Genomic DNA, 20142 nt, shown 5'->3' with positions numbered 1-20142 from the left:
AGGTTGCATCCTTATGAACAAATCCATTCGCGGCCGTAAGGCCGCGCCGGCTCAGAAAGCCGATCTTTACCAGCAGGTCACCGACAAAATCATTGCCGCCCTGGAAAAAGGGGTTCCACCGTGGCGCCGGCCGTGGCGTTCTGCACAGAACGTACATGGCAGCGCGTTACCGGTGAATGCCACAACCGGCCGCCATTACAGCGGAGTGAATATACCCTTGCTGTGGATGTCTGCTGAAGAGCGGGGATTTTCATCCGATCGATGGCTGACATACCAGCAGGCGAAAGCCGTGGGTGGTCAGGTGCGCAAGGGTGAAACCAGCTCGATGGCCATCATCTACAAACCGTTTGAGAAACAGGCGACGGATGGCAACGATAACAAGCTGTTCGATAAAGACGGTAATCCCGTCATGGAGTCGCTTGCAATGCTGAAGCCGCTGCAACTTTTCAATGTCGCCCAGTGTGATGGACTGCCGGATGCTGTTGCCGGCATGCCGCCAATAGAGGCAGAAGAGGAGCGGCATTCCATACTCAGTGAACAACAACAGGGGCAGGTACTGTCAGTACTGAATGCAACCGGTGTGGTTTGCACATCGTACCGACAAAACCGGGCGTATTATCAGCCATCAACCGATCGAATTGTGATGCCTACGACTTCACAGTTTAATTCTGAAGCTGATTACTGGTCCACACTACTGCATGAACTGGTTCATGCAACCGGCCACAGCCGCCGTCTGAGCCGTGAAGGGATAACATCTTCTTCGCGAAAATTCGGTGATCCAGTTTACGCCTTTGAGGAGCTTATTGCCGAAACCGGCAGTGCTTTTCTTTGTGCAGAGCTGGGTATTTACGGTGATGTTCAACATGAAAGCTATCTGGCCAGTTGGTTGAAGGTACTTCGTGACGATAAAAAAGCCTTTTTCCGCGCCTGCCGGTTTGCCCGGGAAGCGTCGGATTTTTTACTGCAGCCACTGAACCGACAACCGGAACAGAACAAGGCTGCTTAACAATAAACTTGATGGCTCTGGTCATCAGCATCCCCTGAGGGTATCTCCTCAGGGAGATGCCCTCTGTCTAAACTAAAGAGGAGTAATAACTATGTTTTCATGGTGCAAAAACCGTCTGGAAATCACTGCGAAATCTGTTTGTATTGACGTGATGCAGTCCTGGATTGCCGGCACTGAAACTCCGCGTTATCGACATGCCATACGGCAGGCCATAAAGCTGTTTCTTGCTGGATGTGCCGGGATACTTAAGCCAACAAAAGCGACAGAGTTTACTGCTTATCCGATGCTTACGGCCGCCGGTACGGGGGCTTCTACTTCGGCAAACCAGGCGTTCCAGCATTTCCTGGAATTAATGGAAAAGGATGCGTGGCTCGACAGCGCTACTATTGCACGTATGGAGAAGATCTGGGTTCAGTCCGGCCTGGAAACACTTAAATGGGAGAGTATTCCAGTTTCATCGCGCCAGATAATGTCCCAGTTGATGGCTGTTCACTATGCTGACTGGTTTGGTGTTGCCAGCTTCGGGGAACAGTTCGATCCGCAGGAGCGTTGGGAATGGCTCAGTATAATGCCGGCCGCGAGTTGTCCCTGCGATATGCTGATGATAATGCCGTCACGTCTTGCAACTGAGCTGAACGGTAACAGTGGTTTGTTCCGGGGGCTTAACACAACTGCAGATCTTTACACGCAGCTGTATGGTGTGGAGTTCCCGGCTGGTCATAAAGCCAACTGGAGCCGTGAATCACTGGGCACGATATTACTGACGTTCGATACCCCCTGGTACCCGCCATCTGGAGAGGTTATGGGTGAGATGTCAGAGCTGTTTGACTGTGAGATCCGTCATTACTGGAAATCAGTGGATGAAGGTTTTTCCGGATATAACTGTTTTGACCGCGGTGATCACGTTGACAGTGGCCCCTGGCCGGAAGAAATGCAGCAACTGAGCAACGGTGAAACAGCAAGAATGTACCTTGTCTCTACGGAAACCACAGCGGTAACGCCATATGCGGCGCCAGCGGCACAATACGGGAGCATTCGGGCCTGACACTAAACCAGGATAACCCGGGCTAACCGGTTCAACATACTGGCCACAACACTTGTTGTGGCTTTTTTTCACCCTGACGGGAAACACTGTTTCCCTGTCAGGGGCGTGTTTCCCGTTAAAGGAGACATGCATGAAAAATCTAATAAACCATGAAAAGGCGTTCATTTCGCTTTTCAACCAGACTGCTCGTTATCACCATCGACATCAGGTTTTTGAAGACTTCATCAGTTGCAGCGTTATTGCTCTTCAGAATGCCCTCAGTTTCTGCGAAAAGCGGGAGCAGAAATATCTGCGCATAGTTGCACGTTATGAAAAGAAGGATGTAGTCCGTATGGCAGAATTGCTGGCCCATGTTGTCAATGGGCTGGATGATTCACCGGGGGATTTTCTTGGACAGGTTTTCATGCAGCTTGAACTGGGTGATAAATATCGTGGTCAGTTTTTTACCCCATGGGATGTGGGCATCATGATGGCGCGCATGCAGCTCGGCAACGTTGCTGATAATTTTGCGGACAAGCCTTTTATTACCCTGGCGGAGCCAGCCTGTGGCGCGGGATGTATGGCGCTCGCATTTGCCACTGTGCTGCGCGATGCCGGTTATTCACCACACCGGTATTTGTGGGTTTCAGCTACTGATATCGATCCGCTGGCTGCGGGGATGGCTTATATTCAGTTAACGCTGTGTGGAGTGCCAGGTGAAGTGGTTATTGGCAACTCTCTTTGCGATGAACGCCGTCGTGTGTTGCATACGTTTGCGCATTACCAGGGCAACTGGCCCGGTCGTTTACGTCATGTCCTGAATCAGGCCGCCTGAATAATAAAAAGCTCCCTCCCGGGGGCTTTTTTATTGGGTATAGAGATTGAATGGTTGATGAGGCAGCATCTTGCTACTGGCCGTTATAGTAGTCTTATCTGAGTTGGCATTTCTCCGCGAACGAATTTAATGGTGAGCGGAGCATCAGTTCTGACCTGCAAAAGTGCTTTTACTTCCTCTTCAATTTCAGGCCAGTACAGGCCTGTTTTCTTATATGCAGGGAAAAAGAAAAACCTGATAACGGCAACGATCCTGTTCATCCAGTTTGCCTTCACGGACTTGTGGATGTCTTCAAACTCATCCAGTGTCATAGCGCCAATTTCCTTCCCGTTGGCTTCGACTACCCAGTACACATCTTTCATTCCGTCACCTCATCGTTCAGGCTTTTCCGTTTATCTACATCGTCTATTAAGGTGTTTGCCTGGAGATGACGAAGTGCGAATTCCAGTGAGGGAAACTCCATCGTTTCCTGACGTGACATAAAGCGATCTGTGGCGATGCCATATGTACCTGTTTCGATATTAAAAACGAAGCTGTGGCAGCAGTCCACCGCGGGGTAGTTATAAATCATTAATGATTTTTCTTTTCGCTCATCAGCAATAAGGTACGGCAGAACAAACTCCACCATCCGGATTGTTTGCTCCAGTTCTTCTTCAGACTTTGTTGTGAAACCGATCCCGTAAACTGACTGTCCGGTATAAATATTGCCGAAGGCAGTCAGACGCAGACCTGCGATCGTACCGACCCATTTATCACGGTATGCTCGCATGGTGGTTGAGGCATCCTCACTCATACTAAATATTCCATGCCAGTTGGGAGCATCTCCCCAGCTCGCTATGACGAGTTCATCTCTCTGATTTTCCAGGTCTGCAAGGTGGTCTTCGGCTATTTCCAGATTTCGTTCTGCACGTCTGACTGAGCGCTCTCGCTTTGCAATAACCTCTGAGGCATCGCTAATTAGCTTTTCAATGGCTTTGATATTTTCACCAGTTGGTAAACTGGACATATCAGTCTCCTGCGGCCGTGGAGAAGGTGACTTGCTCATTGCCCGACCTCCCGACTAACCTTCGTACCGCGTGCGACTTCCGGAATTTGTTTCCACAGGCGCGCGGTCCATTCAGGTTTAAGATGCTCCGGATTGGAGGAACGATAAATTGCGGTCACGTTGCTGCGTTTAGCATCGCCTGTGACTTCTATTGTCAGACGATCATTAGCTGCCCAGTTCCGGCTCATGCGATAATAAGACCCAGGTTGGGCTGACCAACTGGCACCTTCTGAAATTGCCGATGCTGACCAGCCAGCATTTCCCTGACCATTGTTTCTTGCGGCTGAAACGTCTTCATCAGAAGGAAAACCATAATGCTGCTTCAGGCGTAGTGCAGCAGTATCTACGCCGACTGGCAGGCTGAATGCCTGGGCAATCTCATTACGTTCAGCCTCTTTTTCAGAAGGATGCTGCTCACCAGGTGATATCATCGTGCTGACATCTGACAGTTGCCGCTGAAACTGATTGAGCTGGTTCTGGCTACACCCAGCAAGAGCCATAAGTACAAAAGAGATACCTGAGCAAAGAATGAGTTTTTTCATAGTGTTCTCCTGAGGACTTCCAGGGCTGTCAGTAAACAGCCCCTTCATTTTGCTGGATCAGAAAGTGAATTGAAGTTGTGCAACCGCCCCGTAGGTACGATCAGTGCCTGCGATGCCCGTGATATCCAGGTGAACCACATCAAACGGAGAGAACCCCAGGCCGGCAGTGAAAGCATTGCCTTCTCCGGAAGCCATGTTCTGGCGGTATCCCGCGCGCACCTGCATCCAGTTCCAGGCATTAATCTCGGCACCCAGACTTGCAAACTGACGCTTATTATCACTGGTGAAACCACTCGCCTCAGTCAGGTCGACATCGAGCGCGGTTGTGATGAAGCTGTTGTGCCATGAGGCGCCGGCAGTGGCCTGCGGTTTAATCCTGAACGTTCCCTTTTCACCATTTACTTCTTTGGTATCGATTGAGCGGGGGATGATATTTTGTACGGCCAGACCAAGAGTCCAGTTGTCGTTCAGGTTTGTGGACAGACCGACGTCGGCGTTAAAACCGGTTTTGGTATTGCGGTACTCGCTGGAGTCAATGTCGTTTTTGTCAAAATTACTGACGGAAACGTTGTAGTTAAACAGGTCAACGCGCTGGTATTTTGGTGTGATACCAAAGGACCAGGCATGTCCTGCAGTTTCGAACTCATGCGCCATGGCCACTCCGACATCGGTGATCACAGCCGCACGACCGTAGGCTCTTGACGTAAGTGAGTCAGTATCCACTGCAGAAGGGGGGATTGTGCCATCGGCGACCTTGTCGAGGTATTCCAGGTCGTGATCGCTGACCTTACCATCGACAGAGACAGTACCCCATGATTTCACCACAACGGCGAACGGTAGTGTCTGGTTCGGCACAGTTGCAATAACTGAAGCCCCGACCTGGCCGTTCGCATGTGTGTTTTTCAAATCCTGAAGCTTACTCTTGAGTGCCGCGGCGCTTTCGCTGACACCGGACTGATTAGCGACGGCGCTGTCGAAACGATCCCAGAGGTCCTTAACATCATCCGCTTTATCCACGGTTTTATCCGGGTCAGAGACCTGGGCGCCCACCGATGGCAGCACCAGGCTGAAATCATCGGTTGGTCCGGACGTAGTTAACAGAGCAGGGTTAGACAGAGCCGCAGTACCGTAGTGCGCGGATGCCACGCCGGTGCCACCCATAGCATCACCGCGTGCCTCCATCCAGTTCGTCGCAGCATTAACCGACGGCGCTGCGGAAACCAGAAGAGCAAGGGAAACGCAGCGTGTAATCATTGAAATTGAAGCTTTCATCATTTATATCCTTTGTCGTTTATGGTGTTTAAGGCAAAAAAATCCCCTGGCGCTGGTGCACCAATAAAACAATGTGTCTGACTGATTATTTCACTTAATATTGAGGGCTGTTATTTGGCTAACAAATTTACTCCATTCTGGTGTTATAAATTCCTCAGGGAAAAGAAAAGGTTCTCTTTCCTCTTCGGTCCATATATTTTGAGAAAACTTACCTGACTCTGTTTGTTGAAGTTTCTGAATTTCCCACAGTGCAGCGGCCGGAAGTATCTTTCCTTCTCTCAGCGCATCCAGTAAATAACCGGATGCATAAAATGTGTCGAAACTGTTGAGAATATGCGCTCTGAAGAGAATGTTGCTCATACTCAGGAATGAATTAAGTTGTGTTTTATAAGTACCTGAAGATGGACAATGCCCGATACATTCAACTACACGAATTGTTGTGTTATTAACGGTTTTATAGCGCCGAATAAAAATGAAAACATGTCCGGATTCGTCTTTGATATCTCCTGAGGTGTATTGATTCTCTCTGACCAGGAATATGTCAGGACGGGTCAGGTTGTCGTCAGATGTATATTCCTGAATTCTTTTTTTAATTATCATGGCAACCTGAATCCATTCGCTGAAAGCGGTCAGGTACACTGGCCGGGGATCACTTCCTTCCAGCCATCTGGTACTTACACAGAACCAGTCAGATAGCTGTTTCAGCAAAGGTGCAGTTAAGTAATCCATCGTTCTTTCACGGCTTTCCAGAACGCTCAGACCGATATTCCAGTCCGAGAGCAGGCGAGCCACGTCCAGTACCGACAGGCGGTGCTCATCCATCAGCAGCCAGAACCGTTCGTGGATATGTGTGATCACAGCCTGTCGGGGGATAAGCGTCTCGCGCATGATACCCTCGACGAGAATATTGACCAGTTCAGCTGATGAAATACCCAGGCGTCCTGATACCAGTGTGACGAAATCCCTGACAGCTGGTTTAAAACGTATTGCAATAGGGCTGCCAGACGTTTTCTTTCCGTCCGAAAGCTGGGCTACCAGCTGCTGCATATTTTCATCCCGTTCAGTGATGATACTGGCAAGGATGGAGGTGACGTTCAGACGGTTCATATAATTTCCCGGTGTTGGCTAATACATTAATTCGACTTAAGTTATTAATTATTGTATCCACTGTGGATACGTTACCGCGCACCAGAGTGGATGTATAACGATGAAAATCGATCGTTCAGATCGACTACATTGATGTAGCCAGTGTGACAACGGGTGAAAAATCAAAACAGGGGAAATTATTTTTCCGGATTGAAAGTTTTTCGTATGACAAGAACGGGCCATAACGTTCTGGACGGTACACGCCAGCGCCACTGTGCAAGAAGAATTTCCAGTTGCATAACTGCACGCGCAGCGGGTGTGAAGGGGACATGTATGACATGGCTTCGGTAATGTCCGGCCTGAATCTGAAGATGCCTTCTGATACGTTTAATTCGATAAGAGGTGAGGAGATGGGAGGCAATCACGATGGTGTTCTCTCTGCCACTGAGAGCGTCCTCTATACTGGTTAGCACTCCATTCCAGAACCAGGCCACACGTTCGGATGAAATACTGACGGTTGGCTGGTTTGGCGACAGATGCACGAATATCCTTGAGCTGCGCTTATGGTAGCTCAGGATGCAGGGCTGGCTGATGAGTCTGCGCTGCATCCAGTTCACCACTCTCAGAGAAAAAGGGGATATCAATACAAGCCCCCAGAGATACACCATCCCATCCTGATACCCCGTAATTAAAGCGATGAGCCCGTAACTCGCAAGACCCCAGCAGAGGATAATTCCAGAGACCACTAATCTTTGCATTCCTGTAGCTTCCCTCAGATTTCTGATGGCGCTTAAGGAAGCATGCTGATTAATTCTCTTCATCTGAAAACTGTGAACCGGCCTTTAAGGATTAATGCAAGTTCGTTTTGTTTAATCAGGAACTAAGGCTTTTGACTTGCAAAATACAACCGTCTCCATAGCGTAGCGTCAATTCGGTATTTGGTTATGGGGTGCTTATGCGTGGACTGAAATGGTTAACAGGCCTTGGGCTGGCAGTCGGAACGGAATACTCAGTAAGGCCATCCGTGCAGCCGGCACAAGCGGGAGGGTTCCGGAACGTACTGTCCGGTCAGTTGTTACTGGGAACTGCGGAGCGACAGAAGAACGTCCGGATGTTGCGGGAAAATTGCCCACTGTCACAGTCAGCCTTTGACGAATTCTGGCTAAAACCCTTAGAGCAAATGGCTGCTCGCGTTCAGGAAGTACCGGCAGCCTGGGCGGGGCCGTTCGCCACACCAGGGAGCTTTACTGACCTCAGTTTATCCGTGGCCGCAAGTGCCGTGAGGCTGGTACGCGGTATGATGTTACCTCCGGGAGCGACGCCTGAGGAGCAGGCAGAGCAGGGGCCTGCCTGGATATGCGCAGTGTTCTGGGCTGGGCTTTTTCATCATCTTGACTGGTTGTCGCAGATTGAAGGGAGCCTGGCGAACGGAAAAGCCTGGTGTCCGGGGATGGAAATACCCGGTGCAAACTGGCGGGTGCGTCCCCGGCAGGGGAGAACGGCTTCAATGAACGGCATGTACATTGCCAGTAAACTCATCCCGGATGCTGCGGCTATCTGGCTTCAACGCTGGCCGGCGATTTCAGGTGCGCTATTTTTGTACCTCAGCGGACAAAAAGCTCAGTCTGGAATTCTCAACAGCATCATCAGCGATGCGCTTGCCAGCGTTGCCAATAAATCAGGAACCGTTTCTGGTACAGCAAGCTCCTCTGAAAGCGATAAGGTGATCACCTCAGGGGAGGAAGGGGAGGAAGGATCCAGAACAAACAATATCCCAAATTTAATAGACGACGATATGCATCAAACGTCCAGTCACAAAAATATAACACCGGTTCCAGAGCCAATTAACAATGCTTCAATAGGTTACGATACTAACCAGACAGGTGATTATGCTGCTAAGGATGTTACCGGTCAGGTTACGTTGCTTTCGGCATTTGATAATCATGATACACAGTCATCCGATGAACGAACAGGTGATGAAACTGTCCCGGATGAGTCGGTATCAACCGCAGAATTTCTTAGCGTGCTTGACCAGATGTCGGGCTCTGGTGCTCCTGTTGTTGAAGAGAAGGTTGAAACTACTTCTTCTGAAGAGCCTTCGCTGGTCGGGATGGAATCTGGCACTCCAGGAGAAAAGTTTCTGGACTGGCTGAAATCCTCAATCCTTGACGGTACGGCTAGTGTCAATGAGGGCGAGAGTTTTGCACATATTCTGGCTCAGTTTGTATTCATTGTTTCACCTGAGTGTTTTTTTAAATATTTATCGCTGAATACAAACGAGTCACTGGATAAATCAGAGTTACAAAAAAGCTTTGAAGCTCTGAACGTTCATTATTCACGAAATGGTAAAGGCCTCTGGCATTACCATAAATACGATACGCCGGACAAAAGCGGTCGTTACACCAAAATGTCAGGATACATGCTGAGTGCTGACATTATTTACAGAAAAGGAACCTGTCCACCGGACAGCGTATGGCTTGCACGAAGAAATTAATACTATTGTTTAAGTCAGAATAACAATATACGAGGTGAATATGAACAATGCATTTGAAGAAGTGCTGGATGATTATTTTTTCAGTAAATCTTTGCGCCCGGCTACGGAGTGGAGCTACAGGAAGGTAGTCAGATCATTCATTTCCTTTAGCGGGAAAGGTATTTCACCTGAGCAGGTTGATAAAACGCTGGTTTTAACGTGGCGCCGAAAAATTATCCATGAGGAAGGACTGAGCAGAACGACATGGAATAATAAAGTGACTCATATGCGCGCTATATTTAATCACGCCATCGTTAATGGGCTTGTAACGATGAGGGAAAACCCTTTCAACGGCGTAATCACCCGACCCGATGTCAAACGCAAAAAAACACTGACTGATGTGCAGATGAATAAAATTTATCTGCACATGCTGGCAAGGGAAGAGGATGAACGGACTGGTATGATGGAGTTAAGAAAAAGCGCCTTACGGCCAGCATGGTTCTGGCTAACGGTACTGGATGCATTGCGGAGGACAGGAATGCGCCAGAACCAGTTGCTGCACATTCGCCTGGAGGATGTAAATTTTGAGCACCGCTGGATTAATCTCCGGCCTGAGGGTTCCAAGAACCATAAGGAGCACCGGGTTCCGATTACTGAAAACCTCCGTCCCAGACTTGAAAGGCTCTATAACCTCTCCCTTGAGCGTGGCGCGAAGATGCAGGACCAGTTGTTTAATCTTTCTCGCTTTGATGGCCGGAAGAATGAAATCAGCAGCAACATGGATTATCCGCCGTTGCGTGCGTTTTTCAGACGGCTTTCACGAGAATGCGGTTTTACAGTCAGTCCGCACAGGTTCCGACACACCATCGCGACTAACCTGATGCGTTTGCCGGATCGTAACCTGAAGATGGCACAGGACCTGCTGGGTCATTCAACACCGGCGGTCACGCTGGAGTATGTTGAAAGTGACCTGGATAAGGTACGGGACATGCTGGAGGAGCTGGATTGTCAAGGCTCAATTGAAATGTCCGTTATCCAGCTCAATTAAAATGACCACTTTGATCTCTCATTCTCTTTACTGATAGACTTTCCTCCGACTGAAACAACAGGATGATTGAGCCCATGCTTCGATACGAGTTAACGCCGAACAATGCAGGTTTTATACTGTGGGGAGATTCAGAAGCCCTGAATGAATTACATGAACTCATTCATTACATCGTGGATGAAAGCCCACTGATTAAAGTTAAAGACGGATTTATGTTATCCCTTGCCTATGATATTCGTAAAGCACGGGAAGGTAATCGTCGTGTTGAGCAACATCAGTATGATCAACATGATACATATAAGCTTTATGGTGTTGAGCTTTTATGGCCTCTGGTCCTGGTACAGTCCTCAATACTCAGAAACTCAATGGGTTATATTCAGACAGACAAAAACCAGCTGTCTGTCATGTATGCCTTTGAATACCTGATAGAATCAGCATTAACAGAGTCTGAGAGAACAACGTCGAATGATATTATGCTAACAGTAAAATATGCATCAGACTCTGATTTTAATTTCATTGAGGATAATATTGACAGCAGGTGCTGCTATTTTATCAGCCTATCTCCGGAGCAAAGAAAAAAGCAGTTAATCAGTATTGTTCGTTCTTTTCATTCATTATGGGGTAAGTATGCCCGTGAAAAGCAGGACATAAAGATGCTGAACGAAATGAATAATACATCATGGGTCTGGCCGGACAATATCAACTGGTGAGCAACCACTGTCCGGCCAGTGAGTACCATCAGCGGGCTCTTTTACCAAAAATGTCCTCTGAACGTGACTGAAGCTGTTTGAGTGCTTCGAGCATGTCATCATTATCCAGTGAGCGCTGGGATTTCTTCCCTTCCTGCTTTGGCCGTCGTCGGGAAGGGCCATCTCCAGCGGGAATTGACTGAGAGCGCGTGTTATCCCGCTTGCTCTGCACCAGACTGATAAACTCCAGGGTTCGGCCAAGACGCTTGTTATCGACAATCGCGCCCTGGTCGATTTCTGACAGTCGGTCGTAGGTAGAGTAGGGAAGTAGCGTACCGTTCAGGCGCAGCTCTTTTCTGCCATCAGGATAGTGATACACATCGATATATTTACCTATTGCACGGCGACTCAGTTCGCTGTCTTCAATCAGGTACAACATTTTATCATATTGTATCGTCAACGATTTTGAGACTTTACGTTTTTCACGAACAGTGAAAATAAGCCCCAGGTCCTCATCATGTTCTACAGCACGGTGTACGTCAAAATCATGTCGCGGTACTTTGCCAAAACGGCGGTTATAGTCAGCCATATAGGCCTCAGCGAAGTCATTTGCAGCCTCCATTGAACAAATGCCCTGTAACCGCAGCTCTTTGACCAGACGATCCTGTAAAGTGAGGTGAGCTCGTTCTACACGCCCTTTGGCGGGACTGGTTTCTGCACAGATAGTCTGGATGTTCAGTTCATGCATGGCTCGCCCAAACTGAGTATGCCCGTCTCCGCCTGTGGCGTGTTTATTGTTAACACGAAAAACACCGGCTTTATCGCTGTACAGTGCCAGCGGTTTACCATGCTTATCGATATAGCGCCGCGTGGCTTCGAAGTAAGAAAACGTGGACTCCGATTTAACAAACAACAGTTCCATCAGTTTGCTGGTTGCATCATCAACATAGACCAGCGCGGTGCAGGCCGGGCCACGGCCTTCAAACCAGTCGTGATCACAGCCATCTATTTGTATCAGCTCACCAGTACACGGACGCCGGTACCGTGGTTGAGGGATCCTTGCGGCACGTTGTTTACGGGGAACCCATAAGCCAGCCCGCACCATGATGCGCCGGACAGTTTCTTTGCCAAGAAACAGTCCGTGGAGTTCTTCGAGCTTTTCACGCGCCAGAGTCGGACCGAAATCAGCATAACGCGTCTTGATCAGTTCCAGAGCCTGATCTGCGAGCCCGGGTGGCAACTGGCGGTTACCACGCATGCCACATCGTCTGCTGGCCATACCAAGCGGTCCGCCTTCACGGTAACGGGCAAGAAGTCTGCGGCATTGCCTGTCGCTGATACCGAGGTGCTCGGCCGCACGGCGCGTTGTGATGCGACGTTCAATGACGTCCTGTATAATCTTGATCCGGTTGATCTCTTTCAAAGTAAACACTCCTGAGCTTTCTGCGCTCATGATATGCCTCCCGGTAGTTTAAACGGACCAGTGAAGCTTACCATAGCGCGGACATCTGAATTGAGCCACAGGCGGACATTACTATTGAGCCATTACATGGATGCTGCATAAGACTAATCTTAAGTTAAATCTAAGTTGATGAAATTAAAAATGGAAAAAAAAGGGATGTTTGCTTTACAAAAGATTGACACAGGGAAGATCTGAGGGTAAATACGTTCGTGAAGTAAATTGTGGACGTGAGAAATCCAGAGGATGGTACCAACATCCTCTGGATTTAAGTCCCGTGTTCAACTGATGCGGTAACACAAGTACCATCATCATGCCGTCTGGGGACTGCTGTCTTGCCCGTTAAGGATCTCATCTCTTAACGAACAGGCTCTGAAGAAGTGGTGCCCGGACTCGGAATCGAACCAAGGACACGGGGATTTTCAATCCCCTGCTCTACCGACTGAGCTATCCGGGCAACGGGGCGCATTAAACCCGATCTGCCCCGTGGCGTCAACGAAAAATGTTGTTTTCGTTACAGACTGCGCAATCTCTCACCATTTCGCCGCATCCTTAAGCGAAAAAGTGCGTCCAGAGCGCGGAGAGCGGCATGGCGAGCAGCAGTGCGGGCAGCATGTTCACCACGGCAAACATCTTGATCCCACAGATGCGCAGCCCGGTCGCCAACAGCAGCAGGCCGCCGACGGCGGTAAAGTCTGCCATCATCGCCGGCGTGGTGAGCGGGAGAATCAACGTGGCGCAGGTCGCGAGCGCGAGTTGAATAAGCAGCATCGGGACGCTAATCGCCGCCACGGCGACGCCAAGGGTTGTGGCGAAAATGGTGGCGGTGAAGAAATCAAGGAACGCTTTCGCAATCAATATGCTTGGGTCGCCCGTCATCCCTTCCTGCATCGAACCGAAAATCCCGGTGCCGCTGGCGCAAAACAGAATAATGATGGCGACATAGTTCTGAATAAACGTCTCGTGCGTGCCGTGTTTCGCCTTGCCCGGTCGGGTTATCATGTTTTTGGCTCTGCTCACCGCGCTGTTAATGCCTTTTTCCAGATAGAAAAATTCGCCAATCAGCGCGCCGAGCAGGGTGGCCAGCACCATCACCGGCAGGTTGGCGCATTTGATGACTAAAAGAATACCGATCCCTAACGATGCCAGGCCGAATATTGAGGGCATGGAGGTGCGAATACGCTCCGGCAACCGCTGGCTCAGCACGGCGCCGAGTACGCCGCCCAGCAATACGGCGCCTGCGTTAATAAATGGCCCGATAACCAAAGTTAACTCCTGTTATTTAATCATTGATATTGCATTATTATGACACGGTAGGGCTGCGCGGGCCTTAGCTTTGGTTGATTTGGTGCATACTGATTCCTTCTTGCACCTCAAAATAAAAGGTGACATTATTGCGCGAATTTTCTCCTCCCTGTCTCACCGCCCGGTGAGGGTAACTGCGCCTATGAAAACCATGAAAATTGCCGTCAGCCGCGAGCTGCTTTCCACTGTGTCTACGCACCGCGAAAAGGTGACGCTGGACAGCACTGATTTTACCGATGTGGCGGCCGTCGTCATCACAACAGCTGAAAGTCGCAGCGGCATTCTTGCACTGCTGAAACGCACGGGCTTTCAGCTACCGGTGTTTATTTTCTCGCAGGAGCCAACGGACGTACCCGACGGCGCCAGCGCGGTTATATCGGGTAAAGCTCAGGAGTTTCTGGAACTGGAGAGCGCTGCCAGCCGTTACGAAGAGAATCTGCTGCCGCCTTTTTTCGACACCCTGAGCCAGTATGTGGAGATGGGCAACAGCACTTTCGCCTGTCCGGGCCACCAGCACGGGGCCTTTTTCAAAAAACACCCGGCAGGGCGACAGTTCTATGATTTCTTCGGTGAGAACGTGTTTCGCGCCGACATGTGCAACGCCGACGTGAAGCTGGGCGATCTGCTGATCCACGAAGGGTCCGCCAAGCACGCGCAAAAGTTCGCGGCAAAAGTGTTCAATGCGGACAAAACCTACTTCGTGCTGAACGGCACGTCAGCGGCCAACAAGGTGGTGACCAACGCGCTGCTGACCCGCGGCGACCTGGTGCTGTTCGACCGCAATAACCATAAGTCTAACCACCACGGGGCGCTGATCCAGGCGGGCGCCACGCCGGTTTATCTTGAGGCGGCGCGTAACCCGTTTGGCTTTATTGGCGGGATTGACGACCACTGCTTTGACGATGCGTATCTGCGGGATCTTATCCGCGAGGCGGCGCCGGAAAAGGCCGACGAGGCGCGTCCGTTCCGCCTGGCGATCATTCAGCTTGGCACCTACGACGGGACGATCTACAACGCCCGCCAGGTGATCGACAAGATCGGTCATCTGTGCGACTACATCCTCTTTGACTCCGCCTGGGTGGGCTACGAGCAGTTTATTCCGATGATGGCGGAAACGTCCCCGCTCTTGCTGGAATTGAACGAGAACGATCCGGGGATTTTCGTGACCCAGTCGGTGCACAAACAGCAGGCCGGGTTCTCGCAAACGTCGCAGATCCATAAAAAGGATAACCACATTCGCGGTCAGGCGCGCTTCTGCCCGCACAAGCGGCTGAACAACGCGTTTATGCTGCACGCCTCCACCAGCCCGTTTTATCCGCTGTTCGCCGCGCTGGACGTGAATGCCAAGATCCACGAAGGTGAAAGCGGACGCAGGCTGTGGGCGGAGTGCGTCGAGCTGGGGATTGAGGCGCGCAAGGCGATCATTGCGAACTGTCATATGATCAAACCGTTTATCCCGCCGGTGGTGGCGGGGCGGCCGTGGCAGGATCATCCGACGCACGCCATTGCCAGCGAGCTGCGCTTCTTCAGCTTTGAGCCGGGGGCCAAATGGCACGGGTTTGAGGGCTATGCCCGCGAGCAGTACTTTGTCGACCCGTGCAAGCTCCTGCTGACCACGCCGGGTATCGATGCCGAAACCGGGGAGTACACGGATTTCGGGATCCCGGCGACGATTCTGGCGCACTACCTGCGCGAAAACGGCATCGTGCCGGAGAAATGCGACCTCAACTCGATCCTGTTCCTGCTGACGCCTGCCGAAAGCAGCGAGAAGCTGGCGCAGCTGGTGGCGATGCTGGGCCAGTTCGAACAGCATATTGAAGACGACACGCCGCTGGCGGACGTGCTGCCGACGATCTTCCAGAAATACCCGGTGCGCTACCGGGATTACACCCTTCGCCAGCTGTGCCAGGAGATGCACGATCTCTACGTCAGCTTTGACGTGAAGGATCTGCAGAAGGCGATGTTCCGCAAGGAGAGCCTGCCTGAGGTGGTAATGAACCCGCAGGATGCAAACCGGGCCTATATTCGCGGAGAGGTGGAGCTGGTTCGCATACGGGATGCCGCAGGGCGCATTGCTGCCGAAGGGGCGCTGCCCTATCCGCCGGGCGTGCTTTGCGTGGTGCCGGGTGAGGTCTGGGGCGGGGCGGTACAGCGTTACTTCCTGGCGCTGGAGGAGGGCGTCAACCTGCTGCCGGGCTTCTCGCCGGAGCTGCAGGGAGTTTACAGCGAGAAGGATGCCGACGGGATTAAGCGGCTGTATGGGTATGTTTTAAGATAGTGCGGGCTGTTTCCCTCACCCTAACCCTCTCCCACAGGGAGGGGGAACGTTTCATCAAACCGCACTACGCTTGTACATCCTCCTCGGATGCCCAATCTTGCCATACAGCATCTCCACCGTCAGAAAACCCGCCTCCACGCAGTGCTCCAGATAGCGCCGGGTGGTGGTTTTGCTTAATCCCGTTTCGCTCACCACCTCATCCACGGTAAAGCAGTGCGTTGCCTTATCGTTAAACAGCGACTGTACCCGCGCCAGCGTATTTTCCTCAATGCCTTTACTGCCGTTGTCCTGGCGGTAGTTTTTCGCCTGAAGCTGATACAGCGAATCCACGTTCTGCTGGTCGACAATCTTCCAGACGCGCTGCTGTTCGGCAAACTGCACGAACCGCTCCAGCGACTGGCTGAGCCGCTTCCAGGAGACGGGTTTGAGGATGTAGTCGAACGCACCGTTGCGAATCGCCTGGCTGCAGGTGTCCATATCGCTGGCGGCAGTAATAAAAATCACCGAGCAGTTGGCGCGGGCCAGCATGGGGTTATTGATAAGCGAGATGCCTTTACCGTCCGGCAGGTAATTATCCAGCAGCATCAGCTGCGGCTGTTTGCTTTCAAGCTCTGCCTGGGCCGCAGCCAGCGACGAGGCAATGCCCACCAGCCTCAGACGCGGATGTTTGCCTATCAGCTCCGCGTGCAGTTGCGCCAGTTCGTTCTCGTCTTCAACAATCAGTACGTCGATAAGTTCATGTTGCATAGTCGGTGTCTTCCAGTTGCCGGGCGGTTCCCGTGGCCGGGATAAACAAGGAGAAAATGGCGCCGCGCGGGGTATTATCGGCAACTTCTATCGCGCCGCCAGCCTGTGTGACGTAGCTTTCGATCAGATACAGACCAATCCCATGATCGCCGCGCGTTTTGGTGGTGATGCCGCGTTCAAAGATCCGGTCACGGATCGCCGGTGTAATGCCAACGCCCTGGTCGGCCACTTCAATAATCAGCTCCTGTTCGCTGAGCTTTATCAGCACTTCTACCGGCGCGTGGGGAAGCGGCGACCTCTGTGTTGCTTCGATGGCGTTATCCAGCAGGTTGCCAATAATCGAAATCAGCTCTTGCTCACCAAGGGGCAGGAACGGTCTGTCCAGCCGACAGCCCGGGTCGAAACACAGCTCTACGCCTTTCTCCCGCGCGCGGGCGGCTTTCCCCAGCAGCAGGCCGCACAGGGTCGGTGAACTGAAGCGCGAAGAGATAAAGTCCAGAAGCTCCTGGGCATGTTCCGACTGCGCCTGAATGTAGCCAATGGCTTCCTCATAGCGGCCCATGTGCAGCAGGCCGGAGAGGGTGGTCATCCTGTTTAACTGCTCGTGGCGCATAATGCGGAGGTTATCGACATAGCGTTTGACCTGGCTAAGCTGGGCGCTTAGCGAGTCGATCTCGTTGCGATCGCGGAAGGTGATCACCCAGCCCTGCAGCGACCCCTCAAGCATGATGTGCACCCGGCTGGCAATCACCGTGAGATCGTTAAAACGACAAATCTCGTCATGGGTATCTTTCGCCAGCATCGTCTGCGTGTCGAAGAACGGGACCGGATCGATCACCTGGCTTATCAGCTGTCCGCGCAGCTCGCGGGCCGGCTGGCTCAGACCCAGCAGCTTGCGCGCCGCCTGGTTGATGACTTCAATCCGCCGCCGATCGTCAATGGCAATCACCCCTTCATAAATAGACTCCATCATCGCCTTCTGCTGGCGCACCAGCAGGCCGATCTCGCGCGGCTCAAGGGAGAAGATCTGCTTCTTGATGCTGCGGGTAAAGAACCAGGAGAAGACAAAGAGAGCGATCAGCAGCAGCACGGCGGCAATCAGGATATTGACCACCTTACTGACGGTAATGGTATCAAGGTAGCTGGTGAGATAGCCTACCGAAACAATGCCGACCACCTGTCCGGCAGCATTGAAAATGGGGGCTTTGCTGCGCAGCGAAATACCCAGCCCGCCTTTGCGGATGGTGGTGGTGCTTTTACCCTGCAACACGGCTTCATTGTCTCCGCCAACCAGGGTTGTGCCCACTCTGTCGGCAAATACGGAGTGAAAAAGATGCTGCCCTTTATTATCACCAATCACAATAAAGCTGGCGTCGCTGTGCGCAGAAATCTTCTGCATAAAATCATGGATGGCGTTGATATTCTTTTGTTCAACTTCATTACGCAATGTCGGAATAAGCGCAATCTCTTCAGCCTGTATTTTGGCACGCGTACTCATTTCCTGATAAAGCTGTTTCCCGACGTCGGCATAATAATATCCGCCCAGCAGCGCGAAAAGCACTGAGAAAAAGGCAACCAGCGAAATAAACAGCTTAATCTGGAAAGAGACTTTCATAACTATCACGCGAGGTAGCAGCAAAGATCGCCAATATATCATCTTTTTTCGCGCTGACGCCCGCTTTGCCGAAAACTTGTGATCCCTTGCACAGCGGGCGTTGTAAAAGAGTTATCCTGAAGGCGAACGTACTTCGGGCTGCGCGAGCAAATGTTATTTGTTTGTTCAATTCGGAAAAGAAACCATAAAAACCACGGCAATAAATAAGGTATAAATCACATTAAATAAAAGAAACCATTAAAACCATAGCTGCCATTAAAACTTCGCTTTTAATATGCCATCCCTCACATAAAGTAAGCCTTTGTGACTCTAAGCTGAACGCACAAAATAACCAAGGGGCTTATTATGAGCACAACTGACGATTCTTTCTCTGTTACCCACGACCCGATTGAAATTCAGCGGCCTTCGCTCAAAGAGCGCTGGTGGCATATTATGGATACCTGGAAAGTTGGGATTATTCCTCTGCCGCTGTTCGTTCTGGCGGGCGCGCTGATTGCCATTGATTGCCTGGGCGGAAAACTGCCGAGCGATATCGTGGTCATGGTGGCAACGCTGGCCTTCTTCGGCTTTGCCTGCGGCGAGTTTGGCAAACGCCTGCCGATTGTCGGCAAGCTCGGCGCGGCGGCGATTTGCGCCACCTTTATCCCTTCCGCGCTGGTCTATTATGGCCTGCTGCCGGACGTGGTGGTCGAGTCCACCACCAAATTCTACAAATCCACCAATATTCTCTATCTCTACATCTGCTGCATTATCGTCGGCAGCATCATGAGCATGAACCGCACGGTGCTGATTCAGGGCTTCCTGCGCATCTTCTTCCCGATGCTGTGCGGCGAAATCGTCGGCATGCTGGTGGGGATGGGCGTCGGCCTGGCGCTGGGTCTTGAGCCGTTCCAGATCTTCTTCTTTATCATTCTGCCGATTATGGCGGGCGGCGTCGGGGAAGGGGCGATCCCGCTTTCCATCGGCTATGCCACCCTGCTGCACATGGACCAGGGCGTTGCGCTCGGTCGCGTGCTGCCGATGGTCATGCTCGGCGGTCTGACGGCAATCATCATCTCCGGCTGCCTGAACCAGCTCGGTAAACGCTTCCCGCACCTGACCGGTGAAGGCCAGCTGATGCCTAACCGCGCGAATGCCGATGCAACGGTCTCTCAGCCTGCTTTTTCCGGCAAAGCGGACGTCACCACTATCGCCTCCGGCGCGCTGCTGGCGGTGCTGCTCTACATGCTGGGCATGCTTGGCCACAAGCTGATTGGCCTGCCCGCACCGGTCGGCATGCTGTTTATGGCGGTGCTGGTGAAGCTCTGCAACGGCGCCTCTCCGCGCCTGCTCGAAGGCTCTCAGGTGGTGTACAAATTCTTCCAGACCTCCGTGACCTACCCAATCCTCTTCGCCGTCGGCGTGGCTATCACCCCGTGGCATGAACTGGTGGCGGCGTTCACCGTCAGCAACCTGCTGGTAATTGTCAGCACCGTTTCTGCACTGGTCGCCACCGGCTTCTTCGTCGGCAAAAAGATTGGTATGCATCCGATTGATGTCGCCATCGTCTCCTGCTGCCAGAGCGGCCAGGGCGGTACCGGCGACGTGGCGATCCTGACCGCAGGCAACCGCATGAGCCTGATGCCGTTCGCCCAGATTGCTACCCGTATCGGCGGGGCGATTAACGTCTCTGTCTCACTGCTGATTCTGGGCAACTTCCTCGTTTAAGTTTTCAGGAAAGA

At 51.7% G+C, this 20142-nt stretch carries 18 protein-coding genes and 1 tRNA gene; 8 read left to right on the top strand and 11 right to left on the bottom strand.

Features of this window, described 5'->3' with window-relative positions; translation table 11 throughout:
• The first annotated feature begins 13 nt into the window (after positions 1-13).
• The 3 genes from WM95_RS20730 to WM95_RS20720 all read left to right on the top strand — a co-directional run bounded on the left by WM95_RS20730 (position 14) and on the right by WM95_RS20720 (position 2865).
• Positions 14-1006, top strand: coding sequence for an ArdC family protein (locus WM95_RS20730; protein ID WP_032676633.1), 993 nt, complete (start codon positions 14-16; stop codon positions 1004-1006).
• A gap of 91 nt (positions 1007-1097) precedes the next feature.
• The gene (locus WM95_RS20725) at positions 1098-2051 is read left to right on the top strand and encodes a DUF1281 domain-containing protein (protein ID WP_000493293.1); all 954 of its coding nucleotides are present in this window, start codon (positions 1098-1100) and stop codon (positions 2049-2051) included.
• 130 nt (positions 2052-2181) lie between these two features.
• Complete coding sequence (locus WM95_RS20720; protein ID WP_000793034.1) at positions 2182-2865, top strand: hypothetical protein; 684 nt, start codon at positions 2182-2184, stop codon at positions 2863-2865.
• Between the two features lie 83 nt (positions 2866-2948).
• Here the strand turns inward: WM95_RS20720 and WM95_RS20715 are convergent, their stop codons facing one another.
• From WM95_RS20715 to WM95_RS20690, 6 genes are all read right to left on the bottom strand, one after another.
• Complete coding sequence (locus WM95_RS20715) at positions 2949-3227, bottom strand: hypothetical protein (protein WP_032676634.1); 279 nt, start codon at positions 3225-3227, stop codon at positions 2949-2951.
• Positions 3224-3871, bottom strand: a complete 648-nt coding sequence (locus WM95_RS20710; protein ID WP_032676635.1) for a hypothetical protein — start codon at positions 3869-3871, stop codon at positions 3224-3226. Before WM95_RS20710 ends, WM95_RS20715 begins: the two co-directional genes overlap by 4 nt.
• Before the next feature lie 35 nt (positions 3872-3906).
• Positions 3907-4452 carry a hypothetical protein gene (locus WM95_RS20705; RefSeq protein WP_032676637.1) on the bottom strand — a complete coding sequence of 182 codons (546 nt, stop codon included), beginning with the start codon at positions 4450-4452 and terminating at the stop codon, positions 3907-3909.
• A 57-nt stretch (positions 4453-4509) separates the two neighbouring features.
• On the bottom strand, positions 4510-5706 hold the full coding sequence (locus tag WM95_RS20700; protein WP_072268468.1) for a conjugal transfer protein TraF: 1197 nt from the start codon (positions 5704-5706) through the stop codon (positions 4510-4512).
• A gap of 108 nt (positions 5707-5814) precedes the next feature.
• Positions 5815-6831: a hypothetical protein gene (locus WM95_RS20695; RefSeq protein WP_032676639.1), complete on the bottom strand. Its 1017-nt coding sequence runs from the start codon at positions 6829-6831 to the stop codon at positions 5815-5817.
• Between the two features lie 176 nt (positions 6832-7007).
• Positions 7008-7568, bottom strand: a complete 561-nt coding sequence (locus tag WM95_RS20690) for a hypothetical protein (RefSeq protein ID WP_032676640.1) — start codon at positions 7566-7568, stop codon at positions 7008-7010.
• Between the two features lie 197 nt (positions 7569-7765).
• Between WM95_RS20690 and WM95_RS20685 the strand changes: the two genes are divergently transcribed.
• The 3 genes from WM95_RS20685 (at position 7766) to WM95_RS20675 (ending at position 11038) form a co-directional block, all read left to right on the top strand.
• The gene (locus WM95_RS20685) at positions 7766-9304 is read left to right on the top strand and encodes a TraI domain-containing protein (protein ID WP_088544974.1); all 1539 of its coding nucleotides are present in this window, start codon (positions 7766-7768) and stop codon (positions 9302-9304) included.
• Between the two features lie 40 nt (positions 9305-9344).
• Positions 9345-10331, top strand: coding sequence for a tyrosine-type recombinase/integrase (locus WM95_RS20680; RefSeq protein WP_057060268.1), 987 nt, complete (start codon positions 9345-9347; stop codon positions 10329-10331).
• A gap of 74 nt (positions 10332-10405) precedes the next feature.
• Entirely contained in the window at positions 10406-11038 is a 633-nt protein-coding gene (locus tag WM95_RS20675) for a DUF6904 family protein (protein ID WP_001567369.1), read from the top strand.
• A gap of 28 nt (positions 11039-11066) precedes the next feature.
• Here WM95_RS20675 and WM95_RS20670 read toward each other — a convergent pair whose 3' ends face one another.
• The 3 genes from WM95_RS20670 to WM95_RS20660 all read right to left on the bottom strand — a co-directional run bounded on the left by WM95_RS20670 (position 11067) and on the right by WM95_RS20660 (position 13742).
• Positions 11067-12470, bottom strand: coding sequence for an ISNCY-like element ISKpn21 family transposase (locus WM95_RS20670; RefSeq protein WP_001567368.1), 1404 nt, complete (start codon positions 12468-12470; stop codon positions 11067-11069).
• Between the two features lie 387 nt (positions 12471-12857).
• A tRNA-Phe gene (locus tag WM95_RS20665) sits at positions 12858-12933 on the bottom strand.
• A 95-nt stretch (positions 12934-13028) separates the two neighbouring features.
• On the bottom strand, positions 13029-13742 hold the full coding sequence (locus tag WM95_RS20660; RefSeq protein ID WP_063409803.1) for a DUF554 domain-containing protein: 714 nt from the start codon (positions 13740-13742) through the stop codon (positions 13029-13031).
• A 181-nt stretch (positions 13743-13923) separates the two neighbouring features.
• On the opposite strand from WM95_RS20660, the gene WM95_RS20655 reads away from it, so the two are divergent.
• Positions 13924-16059, top strand: a complete 2136-nt coding sequence (locus WM95_RS20655; RefSeq protein ID WP_063409802.1) for an ornithine decarboxylase — start codon at positions 13924-13926, stop codon at positions 16057-16059.
• A 54-nt stretch (positions 16060-16113) separates the two neighbouring features.
• On the opposite strand, the gene WM95_RS20650 is transcribed toward WM95_RS20655, so the two are convergent.
• Both WM95_RS20650 and WM95_RS20645 read right to left on the bottom strand, forming a co-directional pair.
• Positions 16114-16806, bottom strand: a complete 693-nt coding sequence (locus WM95_RS20650; protein ID WP_045403943.1) for a response regulator — start codon at positions 16804-16806, stop codon at positions 16114-16116.
• Positions 16796-18421, bottom strand: coding sequence for an ATP-binding protein (locus WM95_RS20645; protein WP_088544973.1), 1626 nt, complete (start codon positions 18419-18421; stop codon positions 16796-16798). The genes WM95_RS20650 and WM95_RS20645 overlap by 11 nt, the downstream gene beginning before the upstream one ends.
• A gap of 345 nt (positions 18422-18766) precedes the next feature.
• On the opposite strand from WM95_RS20645, the gene WM95_RS20640 reads away from it, so the two are divergent.
• Positions 18767-20128 carry a 2-hydroxycarboxylate transporter family protein gene (locus tag WM95_RS20640; protein ID WP_029740738.1) on the top strand — a complete coding sequence of 454 codons (1362 nt, stop codon included), beginning with the start codon at positions 18767-18769 and terminating at the stop codon, positions 20126-20128.
• Positions 20129-20142 lie beyond the last annotated feature (14 nt).

The organism is Enterobacter cloacae complex sp. ECNIH7, assembly GCF_002208095.1.
Lineage (GTDB): Bacteria > Pseudomonadota > Gammaproteobacteria > Enterobacterales > Enterobacteriaceae > Enterobacter > Enterobacter cloacae_M.
This window is presented reverse-complemented; position numbering and strand designations above follow the sequence as displayed.

Excerpts from the sequence above, each read along its gene's own strand:
- WM95_RS20730 (WP_032676633.1), top strand. The coding sequence starts at position 14 with ATGAACAAATCCATTCGCGGCCGTAAGGCCGCGCCGGCTCAGAAAGCC.
- WM95_RS20725 (WP_000493293.1), top strand. The coding sequence starts at position 1,098 with ATGTTTTCATGGTGCAAAAACCGTCTGGAAATCACTGCGAAATCTGTT.
- WM95_RS20720 (WP_000793034.1), top strand. The coding sequence starts at position 2,182 with ATGAAAAATCTAATAAACCATGAAAAGGCGTTCATTTCGCTTTTCAAC.
- WM95_RS20715 (WP_032676634.1), bottom strand. The coding sequence starts at position 3,227 with ATGAAAGATGTGTACTGGGTAGTCGAAGCCAACGGGAAGGAAATTGGC.
- WM95_RS20710 (WP_032676635.1), bottom strand. The coding sequence starts at position 3,871 with ATGTCCAGTTTACCAACTGGTGAAAATATCAAAGCCATTGAAAAGCTA.
- WM95_RS20705 (WP_032676637.1), bottom strand. The coding sequence starts at position 4,452 with ATGAAAAAACTCATTCTTTGCTCAGGTATCTCTTTTGTACTTATGGCT.
- WM95_RS20700 (WP_072268468.1), bottom strand. The coding sequence starts at position 5,706 with ATGATTACACGCTGCGTTTCCCTTGCTCTTCTGGTTTCCGCAGCGCCG.
- WM95_RS20695 (WP_032676639.1), bottom strand. The coding sequence starts at position 6,831 with ATGAACCGTCTGAACGTCACCTCCATCCTTGCCAGTATCATCACTGAA.
- WM95_RS20690 (WP_032676640.1), bottom strand. The coding sequence starts at position 7,568 with ATGCAAAGATTAGTGGTCTCTGGAATTATCCTCTGCTGGGGTCTTGCG.
- WM95_RS20685 (WP_088544974.1), top strand. The coding sequence starts at position 7,766 with ATGCGTGGACTGAAATGGTTAACAGGCCTTGGGCTGGCAGTCGGAACG.
- WM95_RS20680 (WP_057060268.1), top strand. The coding sequence starts at position 9,345 with ATGAACAATGCATTTGAAGAAGTGCTGGATGATTATTTTTTCAGTAAA.
- WM95_RS20675 (WP_001567369.1), top strand. The coding sequence starts at position 10,406 with ATGCTTCGATACGAGTTAACGCCGAACAATGCAGGTTTTATACTGTGG.
- WM95_RS20670 (WP_001567368.1), bottom strand. The coding sequence starts at position 12,470 with ATGAGCGCAGAAAGCTCAGGAGTGTTTACTTTGAAAGAGATCAACCGG.
- WM95_RS20655 (WP_063409802.1), top strand. The coding sequence starts at position 13,924 with ATGAAAACCATGAAAATTGCCGTCAGCCGCGAGCTGCTTTCCACTGTG.
- WM95_RS20650 (WP_045403943.1), bottom strand. The coding sequence starts at position 16,806 with ATGCAACATGAACTTATCGACGTACTGATTGTTGAAGACGAGAACGAA.
- WM95_RS20645 (WP_088544973.1), bottom strand. The coding sequence starts at position 18,421 with ATGAAAGTCTCTTTCCAGATTAAGCTGTTTATTTCGCTGGTTGCCTTT.
- WM95_RS20640 (WP_029740738.1), top strand. The coding sequence starts at position 18,767 with ATGAGCACAACTGACGATTCTTTCTCTGTTACCCACGACCCGATTGAA.